The sequence below is a fragment of the Paracoccus sp. (in: a-proteobacteria) genome (assembly GCF_030604785.1).
Lineage (GTDB): Bacteria > Pseudomonadota > Alphaproteobacteria > Rhodobacterales > Rhodobacteraceae > Paracoccus.
Map to the genome: position 1 here is coordinate 20,900 of NZ_JAUVVF010000027.1, position 21,251 is coordinate 42,150.

General features: G+C 68.5%; 23 protein-coding genes. 11 read left to right on the forward strand and 12 right to left on the reverse strand.

Annotation, left to right across the window (positions count from 1 at the left end; translation table 11 throughout):
• Positions 1-42: 42 nt before the first annotated feature.
• Positions 43-1,965, reverse strand: coding sequence for a DNA primase (gene dnaG, locus QAR72_RS10100; protein ID WP_304617249.1), 1,923 nt, complete (start codon positions 1,963-1,965; stop codon positions 43-45).
• Between the two features lie 54 nt (positions 1,966-2,019).
• Positions 2,020-2,607, reverse strand: coding sequence for a TetR/AcrR family transcriptional regulator (locus QAR72_RS10105; RefSeq protein WP_304617250.1), 588 nt, complete (start codon positions 2,605-2,607; stop codon positions 2,020-2,022).
• A gap of 76 nt (positions 2,608-2,683) precedes the next feature.
• On the opposite strand from QAR72_RS10105, the gene QAR72_RS10110 reads away from it, so the two are divergent.
• From QAR72_RS10110 to gluQRS, 5 genes are all read left to right on the forward strand, one after another.
• A complete protein-coding gene (locus QAR72_RS10110; RefSeq protein WP_304617251.1) occupies positions 2,684-2,956 on the forward strand; it encodes a hypothetical protein in 273 nt (90 codons plus the stop codon).
• A gap of 55 nt (positions 2,957-3,011) precedes the next feature.
• A complete protein-coding gene (locus QAR72_RS10115; protein WP_304617252.1) occupies positions 3,012-4,178 on the forward strand; it encodes an alpha-hydroxy acid oxidase in 1,167 nt (388 codons plus the stop codon).
• Positions 4,179-4,299: 121 nt separating this feature from the next.
• The gene (locus QAR72_RS10120; protein WP_304617253.1) at positions 4,300-4,905 is read left to right on the forward strand and encodes a 50S ribosomal protein L25/general stress protein Ctc; all 606 of its coding nucleotides are present in this window, start codon (positions 4,300-4,302) and stop codon (positions 4,903-4,905) included.
• Positions 4,906-5,006: 101 nt separating this feature from the next.
• Positions 5,007-6,344, forward strand: a complete 1,338-nt coding sequence (gene trmFO / locus QAR72_RS10125) for a methylenetetrahydrofolate--tRNA-(uracil(54)-C(5))-methyltransferase (FADH(2)-oxidizing) TrmFO (RefSeq protein ID WP_304617279.1) — start codon at positions 5,007-5,009, stop codon at positions 6,342-6,344.
• The gene (gene gluQRS, locus QAR72_RS10130) at positions 6,326-7,162 is read left to right on the forward strand and encodes a tRNA glutamyl-Q(34) synthetase GluQRS (protein WP_304617254.1); all 837 of its coding nucleotides are present in this window, start codon (positions 6,326-6,328) and stop codon (positions 7,160-7,162) included. The genes trmFO and gluQRS overlap by 19 nt, the downstream gene beginning before the upstream one ends.
• Before the next feature lie 57 nt (positions 7,163-7,219).
• Here the strand turns inward: gluQRS and hisI are convergent, their stop codons facing one another.
• A complete protein-coding gene (hisI, locus tag QAR72_RS10135; protein WP_304617255.1) occupies positions 7,220-7,576 on the reverse strand; it encodes a phosphoribosyl-AMP cyclohydrolase in 357 nt (118 codons plus the stop codon).
• Between the two features lie 75 nt (positions 7,577-7,651).
• On the opposite strand from hisI, the gene QAR72_RS10140 reads away from it, so the two are divergent.
• Positions 7,652-8,095, forward strand: a complete 444-nt coding sequence (locus QAR72_RS10140; protein WP_304617256.1) for an iron-sulfur cluster assembly scaffold protein — start codon at positions 7,652-7,654, stop codon at positions 8,093-8,095.
• Positions 8,096-8,407: 312 nt separating this feature from the next.
• On the opposite strand, the gene recG is transcribed toward QAR72_RS10140, so the two are convergent.
• From recG to sciP, 4 genes are all read right to left on the reverse strand, one after another.
• Entirely contained in the window at positions 8,408-10,507 is a 2,100-nt protein-coding gene (gene recG / locus QAR72_RS10145) for an ATP-dependent DNA helicase RecG (RefSeq protein WP_304617257.1), read from the reverse strand.
• Complete coding sequence (ligA, locus tag QAR72_RS10150) at positions 10,504-12,753, reverse strand: NAD-dependent DNA ligase LigA (RefSeq protein ID WP_304617258.1); 2,250 nt, start codon at positions 12,751-12,753, stop codon at positions 10,504-10,506. Before ligA ends, recG begins: the two co-directional genes overlap by 4 nt.
• Positions 12,754-12,875: 122 nt before the next feature.
• Complete coding sequence (gene ctrA / locus QAR72_RS10155) at positions 12,876-13,586, reverse strand: response regulator transcription factor CtrA (RefSeq protein WP_304617259.1); 711 nt, start codon at positions 13,584-13,586, stop codon at positions 12,876-12,878.
• Positions 13,587-13,677: 91 nt separating this feature from the next.
• Positions 13,678-13,962, reverse strand: a complete 285-nt coding sequence (gene sciP / locus QAR72_RS10160) for a CtrA inhibitor SciP (RefSeq protein ID WP_304617260.1) — start codon at positions 13,960-13,962, stop codon at positions 13,678-13,680.
• A gap of 168 nt (positions 13,963-14,130) precedes the next feature.
• Between sciP and mnmA the strand changes: the two genes are divergently transcribed.
• Positions 14,131-15,300, forward strand: coding sequence for a tRNA 2-thiouridine(34) synthase MnmA (mnmA, locus tag QAR72_RS10165; protein ID WP_304617261.1), 1,170 nt, complete (start codon positions 14,131-14,133; stop codon positions 15,298-15,300).
• On the opposite strand, the gene QAR72_RS10170 is transcribed toward mnmA, so the two are convergent.
• Entirely contained in the window at positions 15,272-15,682 is a 411-nt protein-coding gene (locus QAR72_RS10170) for a SufE family protein (RefSeq protein WP_304617262.1), read from the reverse strand. The two genes, mnmA and QAR72_RS10170, sit on opposite strands and share 29 nt — an antisense overlap.
• 136 nt (positions 15,683-15,818) lie before the next feature.
• Between QAR72_RS10170 and QAR72_RS10175 the strand changes: the two genes are divergently transcribed.
• Genes QAR72_RS10175 through recR form a run of 4 tightly spaced genes read left to right on the forward strand, consistent with a single transcriptional unit; the run spans position 15,819 to position 19,136 of the window.
• Positions 15,819-16,310, forward strand: a complete 492-nt coding sequence (locus QAR72_RS10175) for a hypothetical protein (RefSeq protein WP_304617263.1) — start codon at positions 15,819-15,821, stop codon at positions 16,308-16,310.
• Between the two features lie 57 nt (positions 16,311-16,367).
• Positions 16,368-18,173 carry a DNA polymerase III subunit gamma/tau gene (locus tag QAR72_RS10180; RefSeq protein ID WP_304617264.1) on the forward strand — a complete coding sequence of 602 codons (1,806 nt, stop codon included), beginning with the start codon at positions 16,368-16,370 and terminating at the stop codon, positions 18,171-18,173.
• Between the two features lie 3 nt (positions 18,174-18,176).
• A complete protein-coding gene (locus QAR72_RS10185; protein WP_304617265.1) occupies positions 18,177-18,521 on the forward strand; it encodes a YbaB/EbfC family nucleoid-associated protein in 345 nt (114 codons plus the stop codon).
• A gap of 3 nt (positions 18,522-18,524) precedes the next feature.
• A complete protein-coding gene (recR, locus tag QAR72_RS10190) occupies positions 18,525-19,136 on the forward strand; it encodes a recombination mediator RecR (protein WP_304617266.1) in 612 nt (203 codons plus the stop codon).
• Positions 19,137-19,139: 3 nt separating this feature from the next.
• Here the strand turns inward: recR and QAR72_RS10195 are convergent, their stop codons facing one another.
• The 4 genes from QAR72_RS10195 to QAR72_RS10210 form a co-directional block, all read right to left on the reverse strand.
• Positions 19,140-20,159, reverse strand: a complete 1,020-nt coding sequence (locus QAR72_RS10195) for a S8 family serine peptidase (protein ID WP_304617267.1) — start codon at positions 20,157-20,159, stop codon at positions 19,140-19,142.
• A gap of 175 nt (positions 20,160-20,334) precedes the next feature.
• Positions 20,335-20,694: a 50S ribosomal protein L20 gene (gene rplT / locus QAR72_RS10200; RefSeq protein ID WP_304617268.1), complete on the reverse strand. Its 360-nt coding sequence runs from the start codon at positions 20,692-20,694 to the stop codon at positions 20,335-20,337.
• 15 nt (positions 20,695-20,709) lie between these two features.
• Positions 20,710-20,910 (reverse strand): 50S ribosomal protein L35, encoded by a 201-nt coding sequence (gene rpmI, locus QAR72_RS10205; protein WP_187793478.1) that lies wholly within the window; start codon positions 20,908-20,910, stop codon positions 20,710-20,712.
• A gap of 111 nt (positions 20,911-21,021) precedes the next feature.
• Positions 21,022-21,243, reverse strand: a complete 222-nt coding sequence (locus tag QAR72_RS10210; protein WP_304617269.1) for a hypothetical protein — start codon at positions 21,241-21,243, stop codon at positions 21,022-21,024.
• Positions 21,244-21,251: the final 8 nt, after the last annotated feature.

A 21,251-nucleotide genomic window follows, 5' to 3' on the forward strand; every position in this document is an offset into this window, starting at 1 on the left:
AGTGATGATTCGCAAAGCTGCGCGAGCGGCGGGCGGCAGCCCTTAGCGTCGCGGAGGCTTGCGCCAGATCTGACCCGATAACCAGTCCGACAGCTGCGCGGCCAAGGCATCGCGATCCTCGTTCAGGTCGCCCGTCGTCTCGATCTCGGGGCGCTCGGCGCGGTGGCGGGCGCGGGCGATCTGGCTGATACGCCAGGTCAGACCCTCGTCGGCCTCGCCCTGGATCTCTGACTCGGCGCGCGCCAGTTCCGATTGCGCGGCGCGTTCAGCCTCGAGCCGGTCCAGAAGATTGCCCAGAATGGCGGATGCGGCCTCGTCCTGCTGCTGTTCGATGACGGTCGGGGTCAGCCCCAGATGGGAATCGCGCCTTAGCCTGTCAAGGCAGCGCGAACCTTCGGGCGTGCTGCCCTGTGTCAGCAGATCGTGCAGCAGGGCGGCGCGCTCGGGGTCATGCGGCATCAGGCGTTCCAGCCGCGCCTCGACCGGAGGGATGCAGGCCGGGCGCAGGGCGCAGATCAGGAGCGCCGCGCCTTCCAGCAGGTCGGCGCCGCGTTCGGGCACGGCCACCGGGACGGGGGTGCTCGTCGCCCGCGGGGCCGTCGAGGCCCCTTGGCGCCGGGCCGGGCTGCGCCCGGCCGCGCCCCGTCCGGAACCGGTCCGCCCCGAACCCGATGGCCGCCCGCCGCTGAAGAGAGCCCACCGCTTGTCGCGGATTTCCTGCTGGTAATGGCTGCGCGTCAGCTCGTCGGGGATGCGGGCGATGGCCTCGGACAGGCGGCGATCCAGCGCGGCCTTGCGTTCAGGGCTGTCAAAGACCTGCCCCTCGGTCTCGCGCGACCACAGCAGATCGACCAGAGGCCGTGCCTGATCCAGAAGCGCGCCCATCGCGCCCGGACCCGCGGCCTTGATCAGGTCGTCCGGGTCCTGACCGGAAGGCAGCATGACGAAGCGCAGGGCCTGACCCGGCCCGGTCAGCGGCAGCGCCAGATCGATCAGGCGCTGCGCCGCGCGCTGGCCCGCCGCATCGCCATCGAGCGCGATCACAGGCTCGGGCGAGACGCGCCACATCAGGCGAAGCTGTTCCTCGGTGATCGCGGTGCCCAAGGGGGCGACGGCGCCTTCGAACCCCGCGCGGGCCAGCGCGATGACGTCCATATAGCCCTCGGCCACGATCAGGCGCTGGCCCTTGGCCACCGCCGAGCGGGCGGGGCCCAGATTGTAGAGGTTGCGCCCCTTGTCGAAGAGCGGCGTCTCCGGGCTGTTAAGGTATTTCGCCCGCGCATTCGGATCCATGGCGCGGCCGCCAAAGCCGATGCAGCGCCCCTGCCCGTCGCGAATCGGAAAGATGATGCGCCCCCGGAACCGGTCATAGGCCGCCCCGCCGCCATCGGGGCGCGCGGACATGCCGGCCTCGACGATCTGGTCCTCAGGGAAGCCCTTTTCGCGCAGCGCGGCGGTCAGGGCCGTGCGCTGGTCGGGGGCGAAGCCGATCTCGAACCGCTCCAGCGCCGCGTTGTCCAGACCGCGCCGAGCCAGGTAGTCGCGCGCCTCGGCGGCGGCCGAGGTCTGAAGCTGCAGGCGGAACCAGCGGCAGGCGGCCTCGGTCACATCCAGCAGCGTCTTGCGGCGGTCGGTGCGTTCGCGGGCGCGGGGGTCGGGTTCGGGCATCGACAGCCCGGCCTCGGCGGCCAGCAGCTTGACCGCATCCATGAATTCCAGCCCGTCATGGTCGCGCAGGAAGCTGACCACGTCGCCCTTGGCGTGGCAGCCGAAGCAGTAATAGAACCCCTTCTGGTCGTCGCAATGGAAGCTGGCCGACTTTTCCTGATGGAACGGACAGGGCGCCCACCAATCGCCGCGCGCCTGGTTCGACTTGCGCAGATCCCATGTGACCTTGCGGCCGATCACGCGGCTGATCGGAACGCGGTTGCGAATCTCGTCGAGGAAGCCGGGGGGCAGGGACATGGTGCGATTATCCGGCATGAGGCGCTGCCCGGCAAGCGGGCGATCGGTCAGACCCTATGCGGCCCCCACGGCCCCGCGCGCAAGACCCCAGTAGATCTGCGCGATCCGGTCACGGTCCAGTCGGCCGCCCTCGCGATACCAGTTCGTGACCCCGGTCAGCATGGCGATCAGCGCCAGCGTGGTCAGCTTGACATCCTCGATCCGCATCACGCCCGCCGCCACGCCGTCGCGCAGGATGCGTTCCAGCATCGCCTCGTATTGCCCGCGCAGGGCCGCGATGCGGGCGAAATTTTCGGGCGTGAGGTTGCGAAGCTCCATGTAGGACAGAAAGACCGAATCGGGGTGGTCGATGCTGAAGCCGATGTGGAAGCGCACGAAACGTTCCAGCCGCGCCAGCGGATCAGCCGCCGGATCGTCGCACCAGGCGTCCAGCAGGTCCTGCATATGGCTTTCCAGAAGATCATGCAGCAGCGCCTGCTTGTCGGGCGTATAGGCGTAAAGCGCGCCGGCCTGCACGCCCACCGCCGCCGCGATCTGGCGCATGGACACGGCCGCATAGCCCTGCCGCGCAAACAGGCGGCGGGCTTCGTCGCGAAGCAGGGGGCCGGTGATTTCGGCGCGGGAACCTTGTGTGCGGGCCATGCCCGTTCATAGCGCCCGCCCGCTGCCGCGAAAAGCTGCCATTGCCGCGACCGTGGGCTGGGCCTAGGGTTGCCCCATGATCCTGCGCGCCCTGCCCCTATGCCTTGCCGCCCTGACCGCCGCCTGCGCCGAGCGCGGCGAATATCCGCGCCTTCTGCCCACGGCCGAGGTGCTGGCCGAACCGGCCCTGCCGGCCCATGCAGCACCGGCCGCCACGCCCGAGGGCGCGGCCCGGACCGAGGCCGATACCCTGTCGCGCGCCGAGGCCCTGCTGCGCCGCGCCGGGGGACTGCGCGGACCGGTGATCGAGCCCAGCCTGCGCGACCGCCTGACCGGCGCGGGCGGGTGATTGCGCCAAGGCGTGCCGACTGGTAAGGAAACCTGACCAGATCCCGGAGAGCCTCATGCCCGCCATCACCTGCATCGAAGACCTCAAGGCGCTGCACCGCGCCCGCGCGCCGAAAATGTTCTACGACTACGCGGAATCGGGCAGCTATACCGAACAGACCTTCCGCGAGAACTGCACCGATTTCGCGCGGCTGCGCCTGCGCCAGAAGGTGGCCGTGGACATGTCGAACCGCAATCTGGCGGCGCAGATGGTGGGGCTGCCGGTCTCGATGCCGGTCGGGCTGGCACCGGTCGGGCTGACCGGGATGCAGCATGCCGATGGCGAGATCCTGGCCGCCCGCGCGGCCGAGGCCTTCGGCGTGCCCTTCTGCCTGTCCACCATGTCGATCTGTTCCATCGAGGACGTGGCCGAACACACCACCAAGCCCTTCATGTTCCAGCTTTACGTCATGAAGGATCAGGACTTCCTGGCCGCGATCATCGAACGCGCCAAGGCCGCGAAATGCAGCGCGCTGGTCCTGACGCTGGACCTGCAGATCCTGGGGCAGCGACACAAGGACCTGAAGAACGGCCTGTCCGCCCCGCCCCGGATGACGCTGCCGGTGATGCTGGATCTGGCGACCCGCTGGAGGTGGGGCCTGAAGATGCTTCAGACTAGGCGGCGCGGCTTCGGCAACATCGTCGGCCATGCCAAGGGCGTGGGCGACACGCGATCGCTGATGAGCTGGACGGCCGAGCAGTTCGACGAGCGGCTCGACTGGGACAAGATCGCCGCGATCCGCGACATGTGGGGCGGCAAGCTGATCCTCAAGGGCATTCTGGACCCCGAGGATGCGCGCATCGCCGCCGATTTCGGGGCGGATGCCATCGTGGTCAGCAATCATGGCGGGCGCCAGCTGGACGGGGCGCTGTCCTCGATCCGGATGCTGCCCCATATCGTGCGCGCGGTTGGCGACCGGGTCGAGATCCACATGGACAGCGGCATCCGGTCCGGGCAGGACGTGCTGAAGGCGCTGGCCATGGGCGCGGACGCGGCCTGGATCGGCCGCGCCTGGCTGCATGGCCTGGGCGCGATGGGCCAGCCCGGCGTGACCCGCGCGCTGGAGATCATCCGCAAGGAACTGGACGTGACGATGGCGCTCTGCGGCGAACGCGACGTGGCCGCGCTTGGCCGGCACAACCTGCTGGTGCCACACGGCTTCGAGACCGAATACGGCGCCTGACGCGCCCCTGTTCCGGGCGCAAAAGGGGCTTCACATCCGCGCTGTCCTGCGATAAGGGCCACGACTTGTCGTCATGCACCCTGGAGGATGGCGACACCAACAACGGATAAGGAATACGATCATGGCCAAAGAGATCCCGGATCTGGTGGCCGAGCCGCGCGCGGGGACAGGCAAGGGAGCCGCCCGCCAAGCTCGCCGCGAAGGCAAGGTGCCCGGCATCGTCTATGGGGACAACAAGGACCCCGTGTCGATCCAGTTCGACTTCAACAAGCTGCTGACCACGCTGCGCGCGGGCCGCTTCATGTCCACCCTGTGGAACCTGAAGGTCGACGGCCAGGATGACGTGCGCGTCGTCTGCCGTGGTGTCCAGCGCGATGTCGTCAAGGATCTGCCGATCCACATCGACTTCATGCGCCTGCGCCGCACCTCGAAGGTGAACCTGTTCATCCCGGTCGAGTTCATCAACCAGGACAAGTGCCCCGGCCTCAAGCGCGGCGGCACGCTGGTGACGGTCCGCGCCGAGGTCGAGCTGGTCGTGACCGCGGGTGACATCCCCGATCACATCACCGTCGATCTGGAAGGCCTGGATGTCGGCGCCACGATCCATATCGAGGACGTGACGCTGCCCGAAGGCGCCAAGCCCACCATCGACCGCAACTTCGTCATCGCGAACATCGCAGCCCCGTCGGCGCTGCGTTCGGACGACGCCGAGGAAGCCGCGGAATAATCTCCGCGCGCTTCGGTCGCATCAGACAGGGGGCGGTGCCATGGGCGCCGCCCCTTTCCATTCAGCGCAGCCTTTGCTAGCCCGCTTGCATGGAGACACGCATGGAACCCGTCCACATCATCGGCGCCGGCCTCGCCGGATCCGAGGCAGCCTGGCAGATCGCCCGTGCCGGCGTCCCGGTCGTCCTGCACGAGATGCGCCCCGCCAAAGGCACCTTCGCGCACCGCACCGGCGACTGCGCCGAGATGGTCTGCTCGAACAGCTTCCGCTCGGACGACGACGTGATGAACGCCGTCGGCCAGCTGCACTGGGAGATGCGGGCGGCAGCCGGGCTGATCATGCAGATGGCCGCCCGCCACCGCCTGCCTGCGGGCGGCGCGCTGGCCGTGGACCGCGACGCCTTCTCGGCCGCCGTGACCGAGGCGCTGCGGGCCGAGCCGCTGGTCACGATCCAGCCCGGCGAGATCACCGAACTGCCGGACAGCGGCAACTGGATCGTGGCGACGGGGCCGCTGACCTCGGATGCGCTGGCCGGCGCGATCCGCCGGCTCACCGGCACCGAGGCGCTGGCCTTCTTCGACGCGATCGCGCCGATCGTCCACGCCGAGACGATCGACATGTCCGTCGCGTGGGAGCAGTCGCGCTATGACAAGGGCGAGTCGCTGGCCGAGCAGAAGGCCTACATCAACTGCCCGATGACCAGGGCCGAATACGAGGCCTTCATCGACGCCCTGCTGGCCGCCGAGAAGACCGAGTTCCACGAGGGCGAGACGGCGGGCTATTTCGACGGCTGCCTGCCGATCGAGGTCATGGCCGAGCGCGGCCGCGAGACCTTGCGCCACGGCCCGATGAAGCCCGTCGGCCTGACCAACGCCCACCGGCCAGAGGAGAAGCCCTACGCCGTCGTCCAGCTGCGGCGGGACAACGCGCTCGGCACGCTCTACAACATCGTCGGCTTCCAGACCAAGATGAAGTACGGCGCGCAGACCCAGGTCTTCCGCATGATCCCGGGCCTGCAGGACGCCAGCTTCGCCCGCCTCGGCGGGATCCACAGGAACAGCTTCCTCAATTCGCCCACGCTGCTCGACGACCGGATGCGCCTGCGCCTCGCGCCGCATCTGCGCTTTGCCGGGCAGGTCACGGGAGTCGAGGGCTATGTCGAAAGCGCCGCGATGGGCCTTCTGGCGGGCCGCATGGCCGCCGCGCAGGCCCTAGGGCGCGATTTGCCGCCCCCGCCCGTCACCACCGCGATGGGCGCGCTGGTCAACCACATCACCGGCGGTGCCGAGGCCAGGACGTTCCAGCCGATGAACGTGAACTTCGGCCTCTTCCCGCCGCTCGAGGAGGCGAGGGGCGGCCGCCGCGGCCGCAAGGACCGTTATCCGGCCTACACGCAGCGCGCCAAGGACGATTTCGGGGCATGGCTGGCGGCGAGCTGACGCGCTTTGCGCCCTCACCCACGGGGCTGCTGCATCTGGGCCACGCCTTCTCGGCGCTGATCGCGGCGACGCATGGCCGCTTTCACCTGCGGATCGAGGACATCGACCGGGATCGCTGCCGCCCCGAATTCGAGACCGCGATCTTCGAGGACCTCGCCTGGCTCGGCCTCGACTGGCCCCGGCCGGTGATGCGCCAATCCGACCGACTGCCCGCCTACCAGCAGGCGCTGGACCGCCTCGCGGCCCTGACCTATCCCTGCCGCTGCCGCCGCGCCGATATCCGCGCCGCCCTATCCGCCCCGCAAGAAGGCGCCCTGCCTGCGGGTCCCGACGGGCTGATCTATCCGGGCACCTGCCGCCACCGTGGCCACGATCAGGCCGGGCCCGATGACGTCATCCGCCTCGACGCGGCCCGGGCTTTCGCAGCACTCGGCCTCGACCGCATCGCCTTCCGCGATCAGGCGACACAGCCCGACCGGGACCACGCTTTGACCGCGACCGAATTCACCGCCACGATCGGGGACGTGATCCTGTCCCGGCGCGGCATGGGCACGTCCTACCATCTGGCAGTCGTCATCGACGACGCCGCCCAGGGCATCACTCTCGTGACACGCGGCCGCGACCTGCTGCAGGCGACCTTCATCCATATCCTGCTGCAACGCCTTCTGGACCTGCCGACCCCCCGCTATCTGCATCACCGCCTGATCCGCGACGATGCCGGCAAGCGCCTCGCCAAACGCGACGATGCCCGCGCGCTGCGCCATTACCGAGAGGCGGGCGCCACCCCGGACGACATCCGCCGCATGATCGGCCTCTGACTTTGCCTTGGTCCAAATATCCCGGGGGGAGCCCGCAGGGCGGGGGGCAGCGCCCCCCTACGCCATCGGCGTCATGATCTCGACCTCGGCGCCCTCGCGGATCGCGGTGTAGAAACAGGACCGCCGGTTCGTGTGACAGGCCGGCCCCGCCTGCCGCACCAGAACCAGCAGGCAGTCGCGGTCGCAATCCACCCGCATCTCGACCAGCTCCTGCACATGGCCCGAGCTTTCCCCCTTGACCCAGAAGCCCTGCCGCGATCGCGACCAATAGGTCACGCGCCCCGTCTGCAGCGTGCGGGCCACGGCCTCGGCATTCATCCAAGCCATCATCAGGACCTCGCCCGATGCGGCATCCTGCGCGATGGCGGGAACCAGACCGGCCCCGTCATATTTGAGGCTGAGTGGGTCGAACATCCTGTTTCCTTTCACGGACCGGCCTCCTATCTAACGAATGCCTCCGGCCCGCGAAAGAACCCCAGGGAAAGAACCATGTCCGACAGCGACCTCATGCAGCTCTATTCCCGCCGGATCCTCGCCTTGACGACGGTCATTCCGCATCTGGGCCGCCTGGCCGACCCGCAGGCCGAGGCGACACGGCGCGCACCGCATTGCGGCTCGTCGGTCAGCGTCCAGCTGCGCCTGTCGGGGGATCGCATCGCGGAATTCGCGCAGGAGGTGCGGGCCTGCGCGCTCGGCCAGGCCTCTGCCTCGGTTCTGGGACAGGCGGTGATGGGCTGCGACCGCGCCGAGATCGCCGCCGCGCGCGAGGCGCTGCGTGCCATGCTGAAGGACGGCGCCCCGCCCCCCGCCGCCCCGTTCGAGGCGCTGGAGGCCCTGATTCCCGCCCGCGACTATCCCAATCGCCATGCCTCGATCCTGCTGGCATGGGATGCGACGCTCGACGCGATGGACGCCGCCGCCCAGGCCGCCTGAAACAGCGCCCCAGACCGACATGACATGAAAAAACCGGCCCGCGGAAACGGGCCGGTCAAGTTGCGCGTGCTTCGGGGATCGGTTGACCGCACAGGCGAACGGTCAAAGGGCAACGCGGGGCAGAATACGGTGGAAGCAGGCTCAGGGTTGCAGGATCGCGGGCAACCACAGGACGATTGTGGTGATCACGGCCAGGGCGGTCACACCGATGATGTCGGACAGAAATTCACGGGTCATGGCAGCAACTCCTCTCTGTTGCTGCTTTGTTCCCATATTCATCCGATTCGGTAAAGAACTTTTTAAGAACATCCGCTAGCCGACCGAGATCAGGCGAAAGGCCTGATCCTGCTGCATCAGCCACATCAGCATCCGCACGGCCTGCCCGCGCGGGCTGCTCAGGTCCGGGTCGCGCTCCAGCAGGGCGCGGGCATCGCTCTGGGCGACGGCCATCAGCCCGGCCTGATGCTCCAGATCGCCGATCCGGAATCGGGGCAGGCCCGATTGCGCGGTGCCGATCACGTCGCCCGCGCCGCGCATCTCCAGATCGACCTCGGCGATGCGGAACCCGTCCTCGGTGTCGCGCAGCGTGGTCAGGCGGCGCATCCCGGTCTCGTTCAGGGGGGCGTGATACATCAGCAGGCAGGTCGAGGCCCCCTGCCCGCGCCCGACCCGGCCGCGAAGCTGGTGCAGCTGCGCCAGACCGAAGCTTTCGGCGCGCTCGATCACCATGATCGTGGCTTCCGGCACGTCGACACCGACCTCGATCACCGTCGTCGCCACCAGGATTTGCGCCCGCCCCGAGGCGAAATCGGCCATCGCCGCGTCGCGCTGATCGGCGGCCATCTGGCCATGGACCATCCGCACGAGGTCGCCGAACCGCGCCCGCAACGCGGTGAACCGCGCCTCGGCGGCAGTCAGGTCGCTGACTTCGCTTTCATCGACCAGCGGGCACACCCAATAGGCCCGCGCACCGCGTGCGAGGACGGCGTCCAGCCGCGCCACGACCTCGTCCATGCGCTGATCGCTGATCATCACGGTGGTGATCGGCTGGCGACCAGGCGGTTTTTCGTCCAGCACCGACAGGTCCAGATCGCCATATTGCGACAGCGCCAAGGATCGCGGGATGGGGGTTGCGGTCATGATCAGCATGTCGGGCGGCTCGTTGCCCTTGGCCGACAGTTCCAGACGCTGCGCCACGCCGAAACGGTGCTGTTCATCGATGATCGCCAACCGAAGGTCGGCGAAGGACACGTCCTTCTGAAAGACCGCATGCGTGCCGACCAGAATGTCGATCCGTCCCTCGGCCAGATCGGTCAGGATCATGGCCCGCGCCTCGCCCTTGTCGCGGCCGGTCAGCGCCGCCAGCCGCACCCCCGCCAGCCGGGCCAGCGGCTCAAGCGCGCGGGCATGCTGCCGCGCCAGGATCTCGGTCGGCGCCATCAGAACGGCCTGGCCCCCGGCCTCGACCGCCACCAGCGCCGCCAGCAGCGCGACCAGCGTCTTGCCGGCGCCGACATCGCCCTGAAGCAGCCGGTTCATGCGCCGGTCGCTGGCCATGTCGGCCGCGATCTCGGTCACGGCCCGCGACTGCGCCCCGGTCGGAGGCCAGGGCAGACCCGCCAGAACCCGCGCGCGCAGCCGCCCGTCGCCGGGGCTGGGCCGACCACGCAACCGCCGCTTTTCGCGCCGCACCAGCGCCAGCGTCATCTGATGGGCCAGAAACTCGTCATAGGCCAGCCGCGCCCGGCATGGCGCATCGGGCGACAGATCGCGGGCCGAGGCCGGGTGATGCGCCTGATCCAGCGCGGCGGCCATGCCCGGCCAGCCGCGCGCGGCGACAAGCTGCGGGTCGATCCATTCCGCAAGGTCCGGCAGCCGCGTCATTGCCGCCTCGACGCCGCGCGCCATCATCTTCTGCGTCAGCCCCGCCGAGAGGGGATAGACCGGCTCGAAACCCGCCGGAGGCTGCTCGCCCTCGGGCAGGATGTGGTCGGGATGGATCATCTGAGCGAGGCCGTCGAACAATTCGATCTTGCCGCTGACAAGACGCCGTGCGCCCACTGGAAGCTGCGAGGCGATCCAGTCGCCGCGCGCCCGGAAGAAAACCAGCGTCACGTCGCCCCCCTCGTCGTCGCTGCAATGCACCCGCCAGGGACGGTTGCGCGCACTCGGCGCGTGATGGCGGGTGATCGTCAGGGTCAGGGTGACGATCTCGGGCGGGCGGGCATCGGCGATGCGCGCAACGCGCCTGCGAGCGATCCCGCCGGTGGGCAGCGTCATCAGCAGGTCGCGCGGGCGGGTGATGCCCATCTGCTCCAACGCGGCGCGCGCCTTTGGGCCGATGCCCGGCAGCGTCTCGATCCCCGCGAAAAGCGGGAACAGGGCGGGCGGGCGGCCCCTTGCCTCCGTCATCCGGCCCCCGCGATGCGCAGCCATTCATCCTCGTCGATGACGGTCACGCCCAGCTCGGCGGCCTTGGACGCCTTGGACCCCGCCCCCGGCCCGGCGATCAGCAGATCGGTGCGCGCACTGACCGAGCCTGCGACCTTGGCGCCCATCGCCTCGGCCCGCGACTTGGCCTCGGCCCGGGTCATGCGCTCAAGCGTGCCGGTGAAGACCAGCGTCTTGCCGCTGATCTCGGTCCGGGCTTCGGGCGCGGCCTCGACATCCAGCGGGGTGATCTGCTCCAGCAGGCGGTCGATGCCCGCACGTTCGGCCTCTTGCGCAAAGGCGGTGACCAGCGAGCCCGCCAGAACCTCGCCGATGCCGTCGATCCCGACCAGGTCGGCCCAGGCGGCGCGCGCCTCGTCGCCCGGATCGGGCGCCTCGGACCATACGCGGTCGCGCGTTTCCTTCAGCCGGGCACGGCGGCCCTGTGCAGCGGCCTCGGCGCGCTCATGGGCGACCGCCTCCTCGGCGCGGACATGACGCTCGGCGGCGGGGGCGGCGCGGTCCAAGGCGCCCGCCAGCGCCGACCAGCTGCCGTAATGGCGCGCCAGCGTGGCCGAGGCGACCTCGCCCACATGGCGGATGCCAAGCGCAAAGATCAGCCGCGCCAGGGGGATGCGACGCCGTTCCTCGATCGCCGCGAAAAGTTTTTCCACCGAGCGCTCGCCAAAGCCCTCGCGGTTCTTCAGGCGCGCCAGTCCGGCGTCGTCGCGGGCGGCGAGGGTGAAGATATGCGCGGGCTCACGGATCGGCAGAGCCGGATCGGCAAAGAACATCTCGATCTGCTTCGCACCAAGGCCGTCGATGTCGAAGGCGGCGCGGCTGACGAAATGCTTCAGCTTCTCGACCGCCTGGGCCGGGCAGGTCAGACCGCCCGTGCAGCGGCGCACGGAATCGCCCGGTTCGCGGATCGCCTCGGCCCCGCATTCGGGGCAATGGGTCGGAAATGCGAAGGGCACCGCGTCATCCGCGCGGCGCGACAGGTCAACATCGGCGATTTTGGGGATCACGTCGCCCGCCCGGTAGATCTGGACCCAGTCGCCCTCGCGGATGTCGCGACCCTCGCGGATCGGGGCGCCGGAACTGTCGCGCCCGGCGATGTAATCCTCGTTGTGAAGCGTCGCGTTCGAGACGACCACCCCGCCCACCGTGACCGGTGCCAGACGTGCCACCGGCGAGAGGGCGCCTGTGCGGCCGACCTGGATCTCGATCCGCTCGAGCCGGGTCCAGGCGGTCTCGGCCGGGAACTTGTGGGCCAGCGCCCAGCGCGGCGTGGTCGCGCGGAAGCCCAGCCGCGCCTGATAGGACAGATCGTCGACCTTGTAGACCACGCCGTCGATGTCATAGCCGAGGCTGGCACGCTGCTTCTCGATCTCGGTCCAGGTCACGATCAGGCCCTCGGCGTCCTGGCAGCGCCGCATCAGCGGGTTGGTCTGGAACCCCAGCGCGGCCAGCCGTGCGACGGCATCGAATTGCGTGTCGGCTAGGGGCTCGGACAGCGCCCCCCAGCCATAGGCGAAATAGCGCAGCGGCCTGCGCGCCGTCACGGCAGGATCGATCTGGCGCAGCGAGCCCGCCGCCGCATTGCGCGGATTGGCAAAGATCTTCCCCTCGCCCGAGGCGTTCAGCGCCGCGAAATCCGCGTGCGACATGTAGACCTCGCCCCGCACCTCGAGGATCTCGGGCGCGCCCTGCAGCCGCTGCGGAATGTCAGCGATGGTCATGGCGTTTGCCGTGACGTTCTCGCCGACCACCCCGTCGCCCCGCGTCGCCGCCTGGACAAGGATGCCGTTCTCGTAGCGCAGCGACAGCGAAAGGCCGTCGATCTTGGGCTCGGCCGTCAGCGCAAGGGGCTGATCCGCGCCAAGGTTCAGGAAGCTGCGGATGCGGGCGATGAAATCCGTGACATCCTCGCGCGAGAACCCGTTGGCCAGCGACATCATGCGCTGCGCATGCGTGACCTTGCCGAAGCCTTCCGAGGGCGCAGCGCCGACCCGCCGGGTGGGGCTGTCAGGGCGGGCCAGATCCGGGTGAAGCTCCTCGAGCTGCTGCAGGCGCCGCTTGAGCGCGTCATAATCAGCGTCCGAGATCACCGGCGCGTCCTCGCTGTGATAGGCGTGATCCGCCGCCGACACGCGCGCCACCAGTCCGGCGATTTCGGCCATCACGTCCTGCCGATCCGCCCCTGCCTTGCTGTCACTGCCCGTCATGCCACCCCTCGCCGCACAGGTCGTGGCCGCAGGCCACGAAACACGCTTGGGTATCGCCGAAGCCGCGCGCAAGTTCCAGCCCGCCGAAGTTGGCGTGGCGGCCCGTCGCGTCGCCGCGTCGATCAGGCGCCGAGGGCCAGCCGTTCCTCTTGCGCGGGGCCGGGGTCGCGCAGGACGTAGCCGCGGCCCCAGACGGTCTCGATGTAGTTCTCGCCGCCAAGCGCCTCGGTCAGCTTCTTGCGCAGCTTGCAGATGAAGACGTCGATGATCTTCAGTTCGGGCTCGTCCATCCCGCCATAGAGGTGGTTCAGGAACATCTCCTTGGTCAGGGTCGTCCCCTTGCGCAGGCTGAGCAGTTCCAGGATCTGGTATTCCTTGCCCGTCAGGTTCACCGGACGCCCCGCCACCTCGACCGAGCGGGAATCGAGGTTCACCGTGATGTCACCCGTCCGGATCAGCGCCTGGCTGTGCCCCTTCGATCGCCGGATGATGGCCTGGATGCGCGCCTGCAATTCCTCGCGGTTGAAGGGCTTGGTCATGTAATCGTCCGCGCCGAAGCCGAAGCCGCGCAGTTTGCTTTCGGTGTCGTCCGACCCGGTCAGGATCAGGATCGGCGTGTCGATCCGCGCCAGCCGCAGATGGCGCAGCACCTCCATCCCGTGCATGTCGGGCAGGTCCAGATCCAGCAGGATCAGATCGTAATCATAGAGCTTGGCAAGGTCGATGCCCTCCTCGCCCATATCGGTGCGGAACACATTGTAGCTGGCTGCCGTCAGCATCAATTCGATCGCGCGCGCGGTGCTGGGATCGTCCTCAACCAGAAGAATACGCATGGCCAATATATTCCTTCGATTCGCCGTGGTCCTAGCCCGACCATCGCGCCAACAGGTTAATATGCCGTTACCATGCCTCCAGACGGGCAGACTAATCAACCTTTGGTTGTCTAAACCTCTGCAAGGACGTGACCTTCAGCGCGGTGCGGCCATGTTTCTCGACGGCACTGGCCCAGGCGTCGAGTTCCTCGTCCGACAGGCCGTAGCGGCGCAGAGCCTCGTCGCGCGTGATCAGACCGTGGCGGATGGCCAGCACGACCACTTCCTTGCGGCTGGCGACCCAACGGGTATCGCCGGGTGGCAGGTCCGCCATCGTCAGTATGCGTCCATCAGGCAAGGTCACGGTTCTTGGCCCCGAGCTCTTTTTCACGAACATTCAACCTGTCCTTCGTTCCATGGACAGACCATCGCATTGCCCCCTTGCCTACGGGTTAACCCGTCTGCCGTTTTAGCCCGCCGATCCCTTGAGAATGCCGGGCATTTGCATATATTTTGACGCAATCCGCCGCCCAACGGGCCGGCCCGCCCGCCCCCGGAGATCGCCATGACCGCCACCACGCTGACTGATGCCCCTTCGGGTGTCGCGGAAATCAACAGTCTCGGCTTTGCCAAGCCGCCGGCGCAGACGCGCGTGGTGGTGGCGATGTCGGGCGGGGTGGACAGTTCGGTCGTCGCCGCCAAGCTGAAGGCCGAGGGCTATGACGTGATCGGCGTGACGCTGCAGCTTTACGACCATGGTGCGGCGCTGGCCAAGAAAGGCGCCTGCTGCGCGGGTCAGGACATCCACGACGCCCGCCGCGTGGCCGAGCGGATGGGCTTTCCGCATTATGTGCTGGATTACGAAAACAAGTTCCGCGAATCGGTGATCGACGAATTCGCCGACGCCTATCTGGCCGGTGCGACGCCCGTGCCCTGCATCCGCTGCAACGAGCGGGTGAAGTTCCGCGACCTGCTGAACACGGCGCGCGATCTGGATGCCGATTGCATGGCGACCGGCCACTACATCCAGCGCAAGGTGGGCGCCAAGGCCGAATTGCACATGGCCGCCGACCCGGTCCGCGACCAGAGCTATTTCCTGTTCTCGACCACGCAGGAACAGCTTGATTTCCTGCGCTTCCCGCTTGGCCACCTGCCCAGCAAGGCCGAGACGCGGGCGCTGGCCGCCGAATACGGGCTGATCGTGGCCGACAAGCCCGACAGCCAAGACATCTGCTTCGTGCCGAACGGCGACTATGCCTCGGTGATCGAGAAGCTGCGTCCGGGTGCCGCCGATCCGGGCGAGATCGTGGATATGAAGGGCCGCGTCCTCGGCCAGCATCGCGGCGTGATCCATTACACGATCGGGCAGCGGCGCGGCCTGGGGATCGGGGGCCTTGGCGATCCGCTTTATGTGGTGCGTCTGGAACCCGACAGCCGCCGCGTCGTCGTGGGGCCGAAATCGGCACTGGCCACCACCATAGTCAACGTAACCGAGGTGAACTGGCTGGGCGACCAGCCCTTCGCGGGCGAGATCGCCTGTTCGGTCCGCATCCGCTCCACCCGGCCGCCCAAGCCCGCCATCCTGCGCGCCCTGCCCGGCAACCGCGCCGAGGTCGAGCTTCTGGACCCCGAGGAAGGTGTCAGCCCCGGCCAGGCCTGCGTGTTCTACGAGACCGGCGGAACCCGCGTTCTGGGCGGCGGCTGGATCAGCCTGCGTCGGCGGCCAGCTGCCTGATCCGCGCGATCATCGCGCGCACGCCGTTCGAGCGCTGCGCCGAAAGATGTTCGTCCAGACCCAGCCGGGCCAGCTGCGCCTGCGCGTCCACGTCTGCCACCTGCCCGACGGGCAGGCCCGAATACAGCGCGTGCAGCACCGCGATCAGCCCGCGCACGATCAGCGCGTCGCTGTCGCCCTCGAAGTCGAAGCGGCCATTCTCGATCCGGGGCATGATCCAGACCTGGCTGGCGCAGCCGTCGACCTTGGTGGCGGGCACCTGAAGCGCCGGGTCCATCGGGGGCATGGCGCGGCCAAGCTCGATCACGTGGCGGTAGCGTTCCTCCCAATCGTCGAGGAAATCGAAGGTGGCGGCGAGGTCGTCAAAGGCGGGGGTGGCCATGGGGTTCTCCTGTCTCGGGGACCGGGGTAGCCTGCGCTTGTCCGAAGGTCAAAGAGGCTTTTCGGCGCGCGCCCTTTGGCCTAACACTCGGGCCTGTGCCGCCCCTGCGCGGCGGGACCGCAAGAGGAATGCCGCGATGATCAGACTGACCCTGCCGCTGTTGATTGCCGCGCTGGCACTGTCGGGCTGCGGGCGGCTTGGCGACAGCAGGCTGAACCCGTTTCGCGGCGGCCCGACCACCCCGGCCACGCTGACCCCCGAGGGCGGCTACGCGCTGCGCGACGCGCGCCCGGCCGTTCCGATGCTGATGGGCGCGGAATGGCAACCCCTGCCCGAGGGACGGCTGCTGGTCGTGCGCGGCCTTGCGCCGGTCAAGGGCTATCATTCGGCAGGCCTGATCACGGAACGGGTGCAGCCCGGCGGCAGGCTGGCGCCCGATGCCGACGGCGTGCTGCGCCTGCGCTTTGTCGCATCGCCCCCGGCGGCGGACGATCCGGCGGCGGCCCTGCGCGCGGATGCGGCGACCGACACGATCACCGTCGCGCGCCCGATCAGCTTTGCCCAGCTTCGCCGCATCGCGGCCATCGAGATCACCGGCGGCGACAGGGTCATCCGCCTGTCGCGCTGATCCGGTTGCCGCCCCCCGGCGCGGGGGCTAAGGTGGCGGCTTCAAGACAGGTGCCCGATGACCGAGACACAAGAGGCCGCATACAAGGTTCTGGCGCGGAAATACCGGCCCGAGACCTTTGCCGACCTGGTGGGCCAGGATGCGATGGTCCGCACGCTGAAGAACGCCTTTGCCGCCGACCGGATCGCGCAGGCCTTCGTGATGACGGGCATCCGCGGCACCGGCAAGACGACCACGGCACGCATCATCGCCAAGGGCATGAACTGCATCGGCCCCGACGGCACGGGTGGTCCCACCACCGAACCCTGCGGGCGCTGCGAGCATTGCGTGGCCATCGCCGAGGGGCGCCATGTCGACGTGATGGAGATGGACGCGGCCTCGCGCACGGGCGTGGGCGACATCCGCGAGATCATCGAATCGGTGCATTACCGGGCGGCCAGCGCGCGCTACAAGATCTACATCATCGACGAGGTCCACATGCTGTCGACCAGCGCGTTCAACGCGCTGCTGAAGACGCTGGAAGAGCCGCCCCCGCATGTGAAGTTCATCTTTGCCACGACCGAAATCCGCAAGGTTCCGGTCACCGTCCTGTCGCGCTGCCAGCGCTTCGATCTGCGGCGGATCGAACCCGAGGTGATGATCGCGCTCCTGCGCCGCATCGCGGATGCCGAGGGGGCCTCGATCACCGATGACGCGCTGGCACTGATCACGCGCGCGGCCGAGGGCTCGGCCCGGGACGCGACCTCGCTTCTGGATCAGGCGATCAGCCATGGCGCGGGCGAGACGACCGCCGATCAGGTCCGCGCGATGCTGGGTCTGGCCGACAGGGGCCGGGTGATCGACCTCTTCGAGATGATCCTGCGCGGCGACGCCGCCGCCGCCCTGACCGAGCTTCAGGGCCAGTATGCCGACGGAGCCGACCCGGTGGCGGTGCTGCGCGATCTTGCGGATGTGACGCACTGGATCTCGGTCGCCAAGATCACGCCGGACGCGCTGGAGGACCCGACCATCGCCCCCGATGAACGCCTGCGCGGCCGCGATCTGTGCGAACGGCTGCCGATGCGCGTCCTGTCGCGGATGTGGCAGATGCTGCTCAAGGCGCTGGACGAGGTCTCGGCCGCGCCGAACGCGATGATGGCCGCCGAGATGGCGGTGATCCGCCTGACCCATGTGGCCGACCTGCCCGACCCCGAGGCGCTTATCCGCCGCGTCCAGCAGGCGCAGAACGCAGGCGAATTCGCGCGCGGACCCGCCATGGCCGGGACCGGTTCGGGGGCGGGCGCGCAGGCGGTGGAAGCCCCTCACGCGATGCGCCGCGCCCGCCCTGCACCGGCGGTCCAGTCGCGCGGTTCCGCAGCGCAGGCGCTGGCCGTGGCGCCGGAACTGGTCGAGAGCTTTCCCGACTTCGCCTCGGTCGTCGATCTGATCGCACGGATGCGGGACATGACGCTTTTGGTGATGGTCGAGCGCCATGTCTCGCTGGTGCGCTACAGCCCCGGCCGGATCGAGTTCCAGCCGCGCGGCAATGCGCCTGCGGAACTGGCGCAGCGTCTGGCCGAACGCCTGCGCGGCTGGACGGGCGGGCAGCGTTGGGCGGTCACCGTCACGAACGAGGACGGCGCCCCCACCATCGCCGAGATGCGCGAGGCCGAGGAACGCGAAGCCCAGGAACGCGCCCTGGCCCTGCCGATCGTCCAGCAGGTGCTGGCGACCTTTCCCGGCGCGACCCTGACCCGCGTCACACGCGCCGCGCCCCCGCCCGTCATCGCAGACGAGGCCGAGGGCGCCGGCAATCCCCATGACGGAACCGAAGGCCCCGTGGCCGAGGTTGAGGAATGGGACCCCTTCGAAGATGAGGATTAGGCGATGATCAAGGGTTTGGGCGGCATTGGCGACATGGCCAAGATGATGAAGGCCGCCAAGGACATGCAGGACAAGATGGGCCAGATGCAGGAAGAGATGGCCCGCATCACCGTGACCGGAGAATCCGGCGCGGGGCTGGTGCGGGCCACCTGCACCGCAAAAGGCGAGCTGACGGAGCTGGAGATTGACCCCTCGATCTTCGTTCCCTCGGAAAAGGAGGTCGTCGAGGACCTGATCCTTGCCGCCATCAAGGAGGCGCAGCGCCTGGCCGAGGAACGGATGAAATCCGAGATGGCGAAGATGACCGAAGGGCTGGGCCTGCCGCCCGGCATCAAGCTGCCCTTCTGAGCCATGCGCGACCCGCAGGCCGAGGGCAGCGACGACATTCAGGCGCTGATCGCCCTGATGGGGCGACTGCCGGGGCTCGGTCCGCGTTCGGCCCGGCGGATCGTGCTGCAACTGATCCGCAGGCGCGGCGACCAGATGGCGCAGCTTGCCGCGCTGATGGAGAAGGTGGCGCAGAACTCGCGCGAATGCCTGTCCTGCGGCAACATCACCGACCGCGACCTGTGCGCGATCTGCGCCGACCCCGCCCGCGCCACGGGCGAGATCTGCGTGGTTCAGGACGTCGCCGATCTGTGGGCGCTGGAACGCGGCCGCGCCTTTCGCGGCCGCTATCACGTGCTGGGCGGCACGCTCTCGGCTCTGGACGAGATCGGCCCCGAGGATCTGGGCATCCCGCAGCTTCTGGACCGCATCGCCTCTGAAAGCGTGTCCGAGGTGATCCTGGCGCTGAACGCGACCGTCGATGGCCAGACCACCGCCCATTACATCGCCGACGCGCTGGAGGGGCAGGCCGTCACCGTCACGGGCCTTGCCCAGGGCGTGCCCATCGGCGGAGAACTGGATTATCTGGACGACGGAACGATCAGCGCGGCGCTGAGGGCGCGGCGACGCCTGTGAGCGTCACTGGATCCGGGCGGGTGCCAGGGCGCGGGCAAGGCTTGCCTCGCCCCGGCCGTGCTGGGCGGGATTGTAGTTGCGGATCGTGTCGGTGCGCGCGGTGTCCAGCAGGCGGTTGCCGATCTGCGTCGGCGTGGCATTGGTGAACTTGCTGCCCAGGACGGCCGCGTATCCGCTGACCACCGGCGCGGCATAAGAGGTGCCGTCCAGCCCGGTCAGATCGCCCCGGACGCCGACGGTCAGGAACTGGCGCTGCGCGCGACGATCCTGCCCCGGGCGGTTCGAATAGCTGGCCAGATTGGCCCGGTCCGAGGGCGAGCCATGCCGGTCCAGCGCGCCCACGAAGATCGCCGCATCGCTGCCCAGCAGCGCAAGGTTCAGGTAATCGCTCCGGCCCGCCCGGTTCGCCCCGCCAAGCGCCGCGCCGTCATTGCCCGCAGCCTTGACCACCAGAGCCGATCCCTGCCGCGCATGGCGGATGACCGAGGCTTCTTGCGCCGACCATGCGATCCGCGCGGGGCTGTGACCGGCGGTCGCGAACATGGCATAGCTCAGATTGACGACGTTCAGGCCGGCGCCAAGCGACACCGCGCGGTTGGACCCCATGTCGTGGCGGCGCAGCTGTGCCTGCGGGGCCAGCAGCGACAGTTCAAGCTGCGTCCAGTCGCCATGACGCTGGCTCAGCCGGCCGGTGCCCAGATCGGCCTCGATCCGCGCGCCGCGGTCGAAACTGTCCACGACGGTGACGCTGGTGCCCTGTCCGCGATAGCCCGCATTCCAGGCATCCGCGACATCGGGATGCATCCAGGGCCGGAACTGCGGATGCGTTGCCTGCCGAGGGGCGGGACGGCTTGCCACGACCGCACGGCGGGTGGCCGCCGCAGGCCGCGCGCCCTGCCCGTCACGGGCGAAATCCTGACCCAGGGCCCCAAGCGCCGGATTCTGCGCCGATACCGCCTGGGGCGCGGCCAGCGACAGCAGGATGGCGAAGAAGGCTGCTAGGGGGCGGTAGGGGCGTGTCATTCTGCATCCTCGGATAACCGGATGCAGTCCTAATATGGCTGATGGTATTCCTCCTATACCGCCTTACGGATGGGCGGCATCCTTTCGGATGGGTCGCCGGGCTGTTCGGCCCCTAAAGAAAAGGCCCGCCCCTTCATCAAGGGGCGGGCCGTTCCTCGGAATGACGAGGCCACGATCAGGCGGCGGCTTTCGCCTTTTCGACGATCGCGCCAAAGGCTTCGGGCTCGTTCACGGCCAGATCGGCCAGAACCTTGCGGTCCACCTCGATCCCGGCTTTCGCCAGAAGGTTGATGAAGCGCGAATAGGTCATCTCGGCGTCGACCAGACGGACGGCGGCGTTGATGCGCTGGATCCACAGGGCGCGGAAATTGCGCTTGCGGTTCTTGCGGTCGCGGGTGGCGTACTGGTTCGCCTTGTCCACGGCCTGGGTGGCGGTGCGGAAGTTCCGCGAACGGGCGCCGTAATAGCCCTTGGCCTGCTCCAGGACCTTCTTGTGGCGGGCGTGGGTGACCTTGCCGGATTTAACTCGTGCCATTGTTCAGTCCTCGGATCAGCGGTTGTAGGGCATGTATTTCTTGACGATCTTGGCATCCGCGTCCGAAAGGACCGTGGTGCCGCGCGCGTCGCGAATGAACTTCGTGGTGCGCTTGATCATGCCGTGGCGCTTGCCGGCCTGGGCGGATTTCACCTTGCCCGAGGCCGTGAACGAGAACCGCTTCTTGGCAGCGGATTTGGTCTTCATCTTCGGCATTTTCATCTCCTTCATCAGAGTGAACGCGCGACTCGGCAATGCCAACTTGGCCGGCCGCACGGGATCGGAAGCGTGCCTGATAAGCGCGCTTGCGTGATTTGGCAAGAGGGGTCAGGGCGCGATGCGGCCCGTCAGCCTGTCCAGCGATGCAGCCAGCCCTTCGGGGCTGAACGGCTGGGGCTGCATGGCAAAGGCCCAGAAGATCAGCAGGATGCCCGCGACGAAGGCCAAAGCCGCCGCGCGCGGCGGCTGGGTCCGCAGAAGCTGGACCACTGCCAGAACGACCGACAGCAGGCACAGGACCAGACCGGCCCCCAGAAGAATATCCGTCATCGCAGACC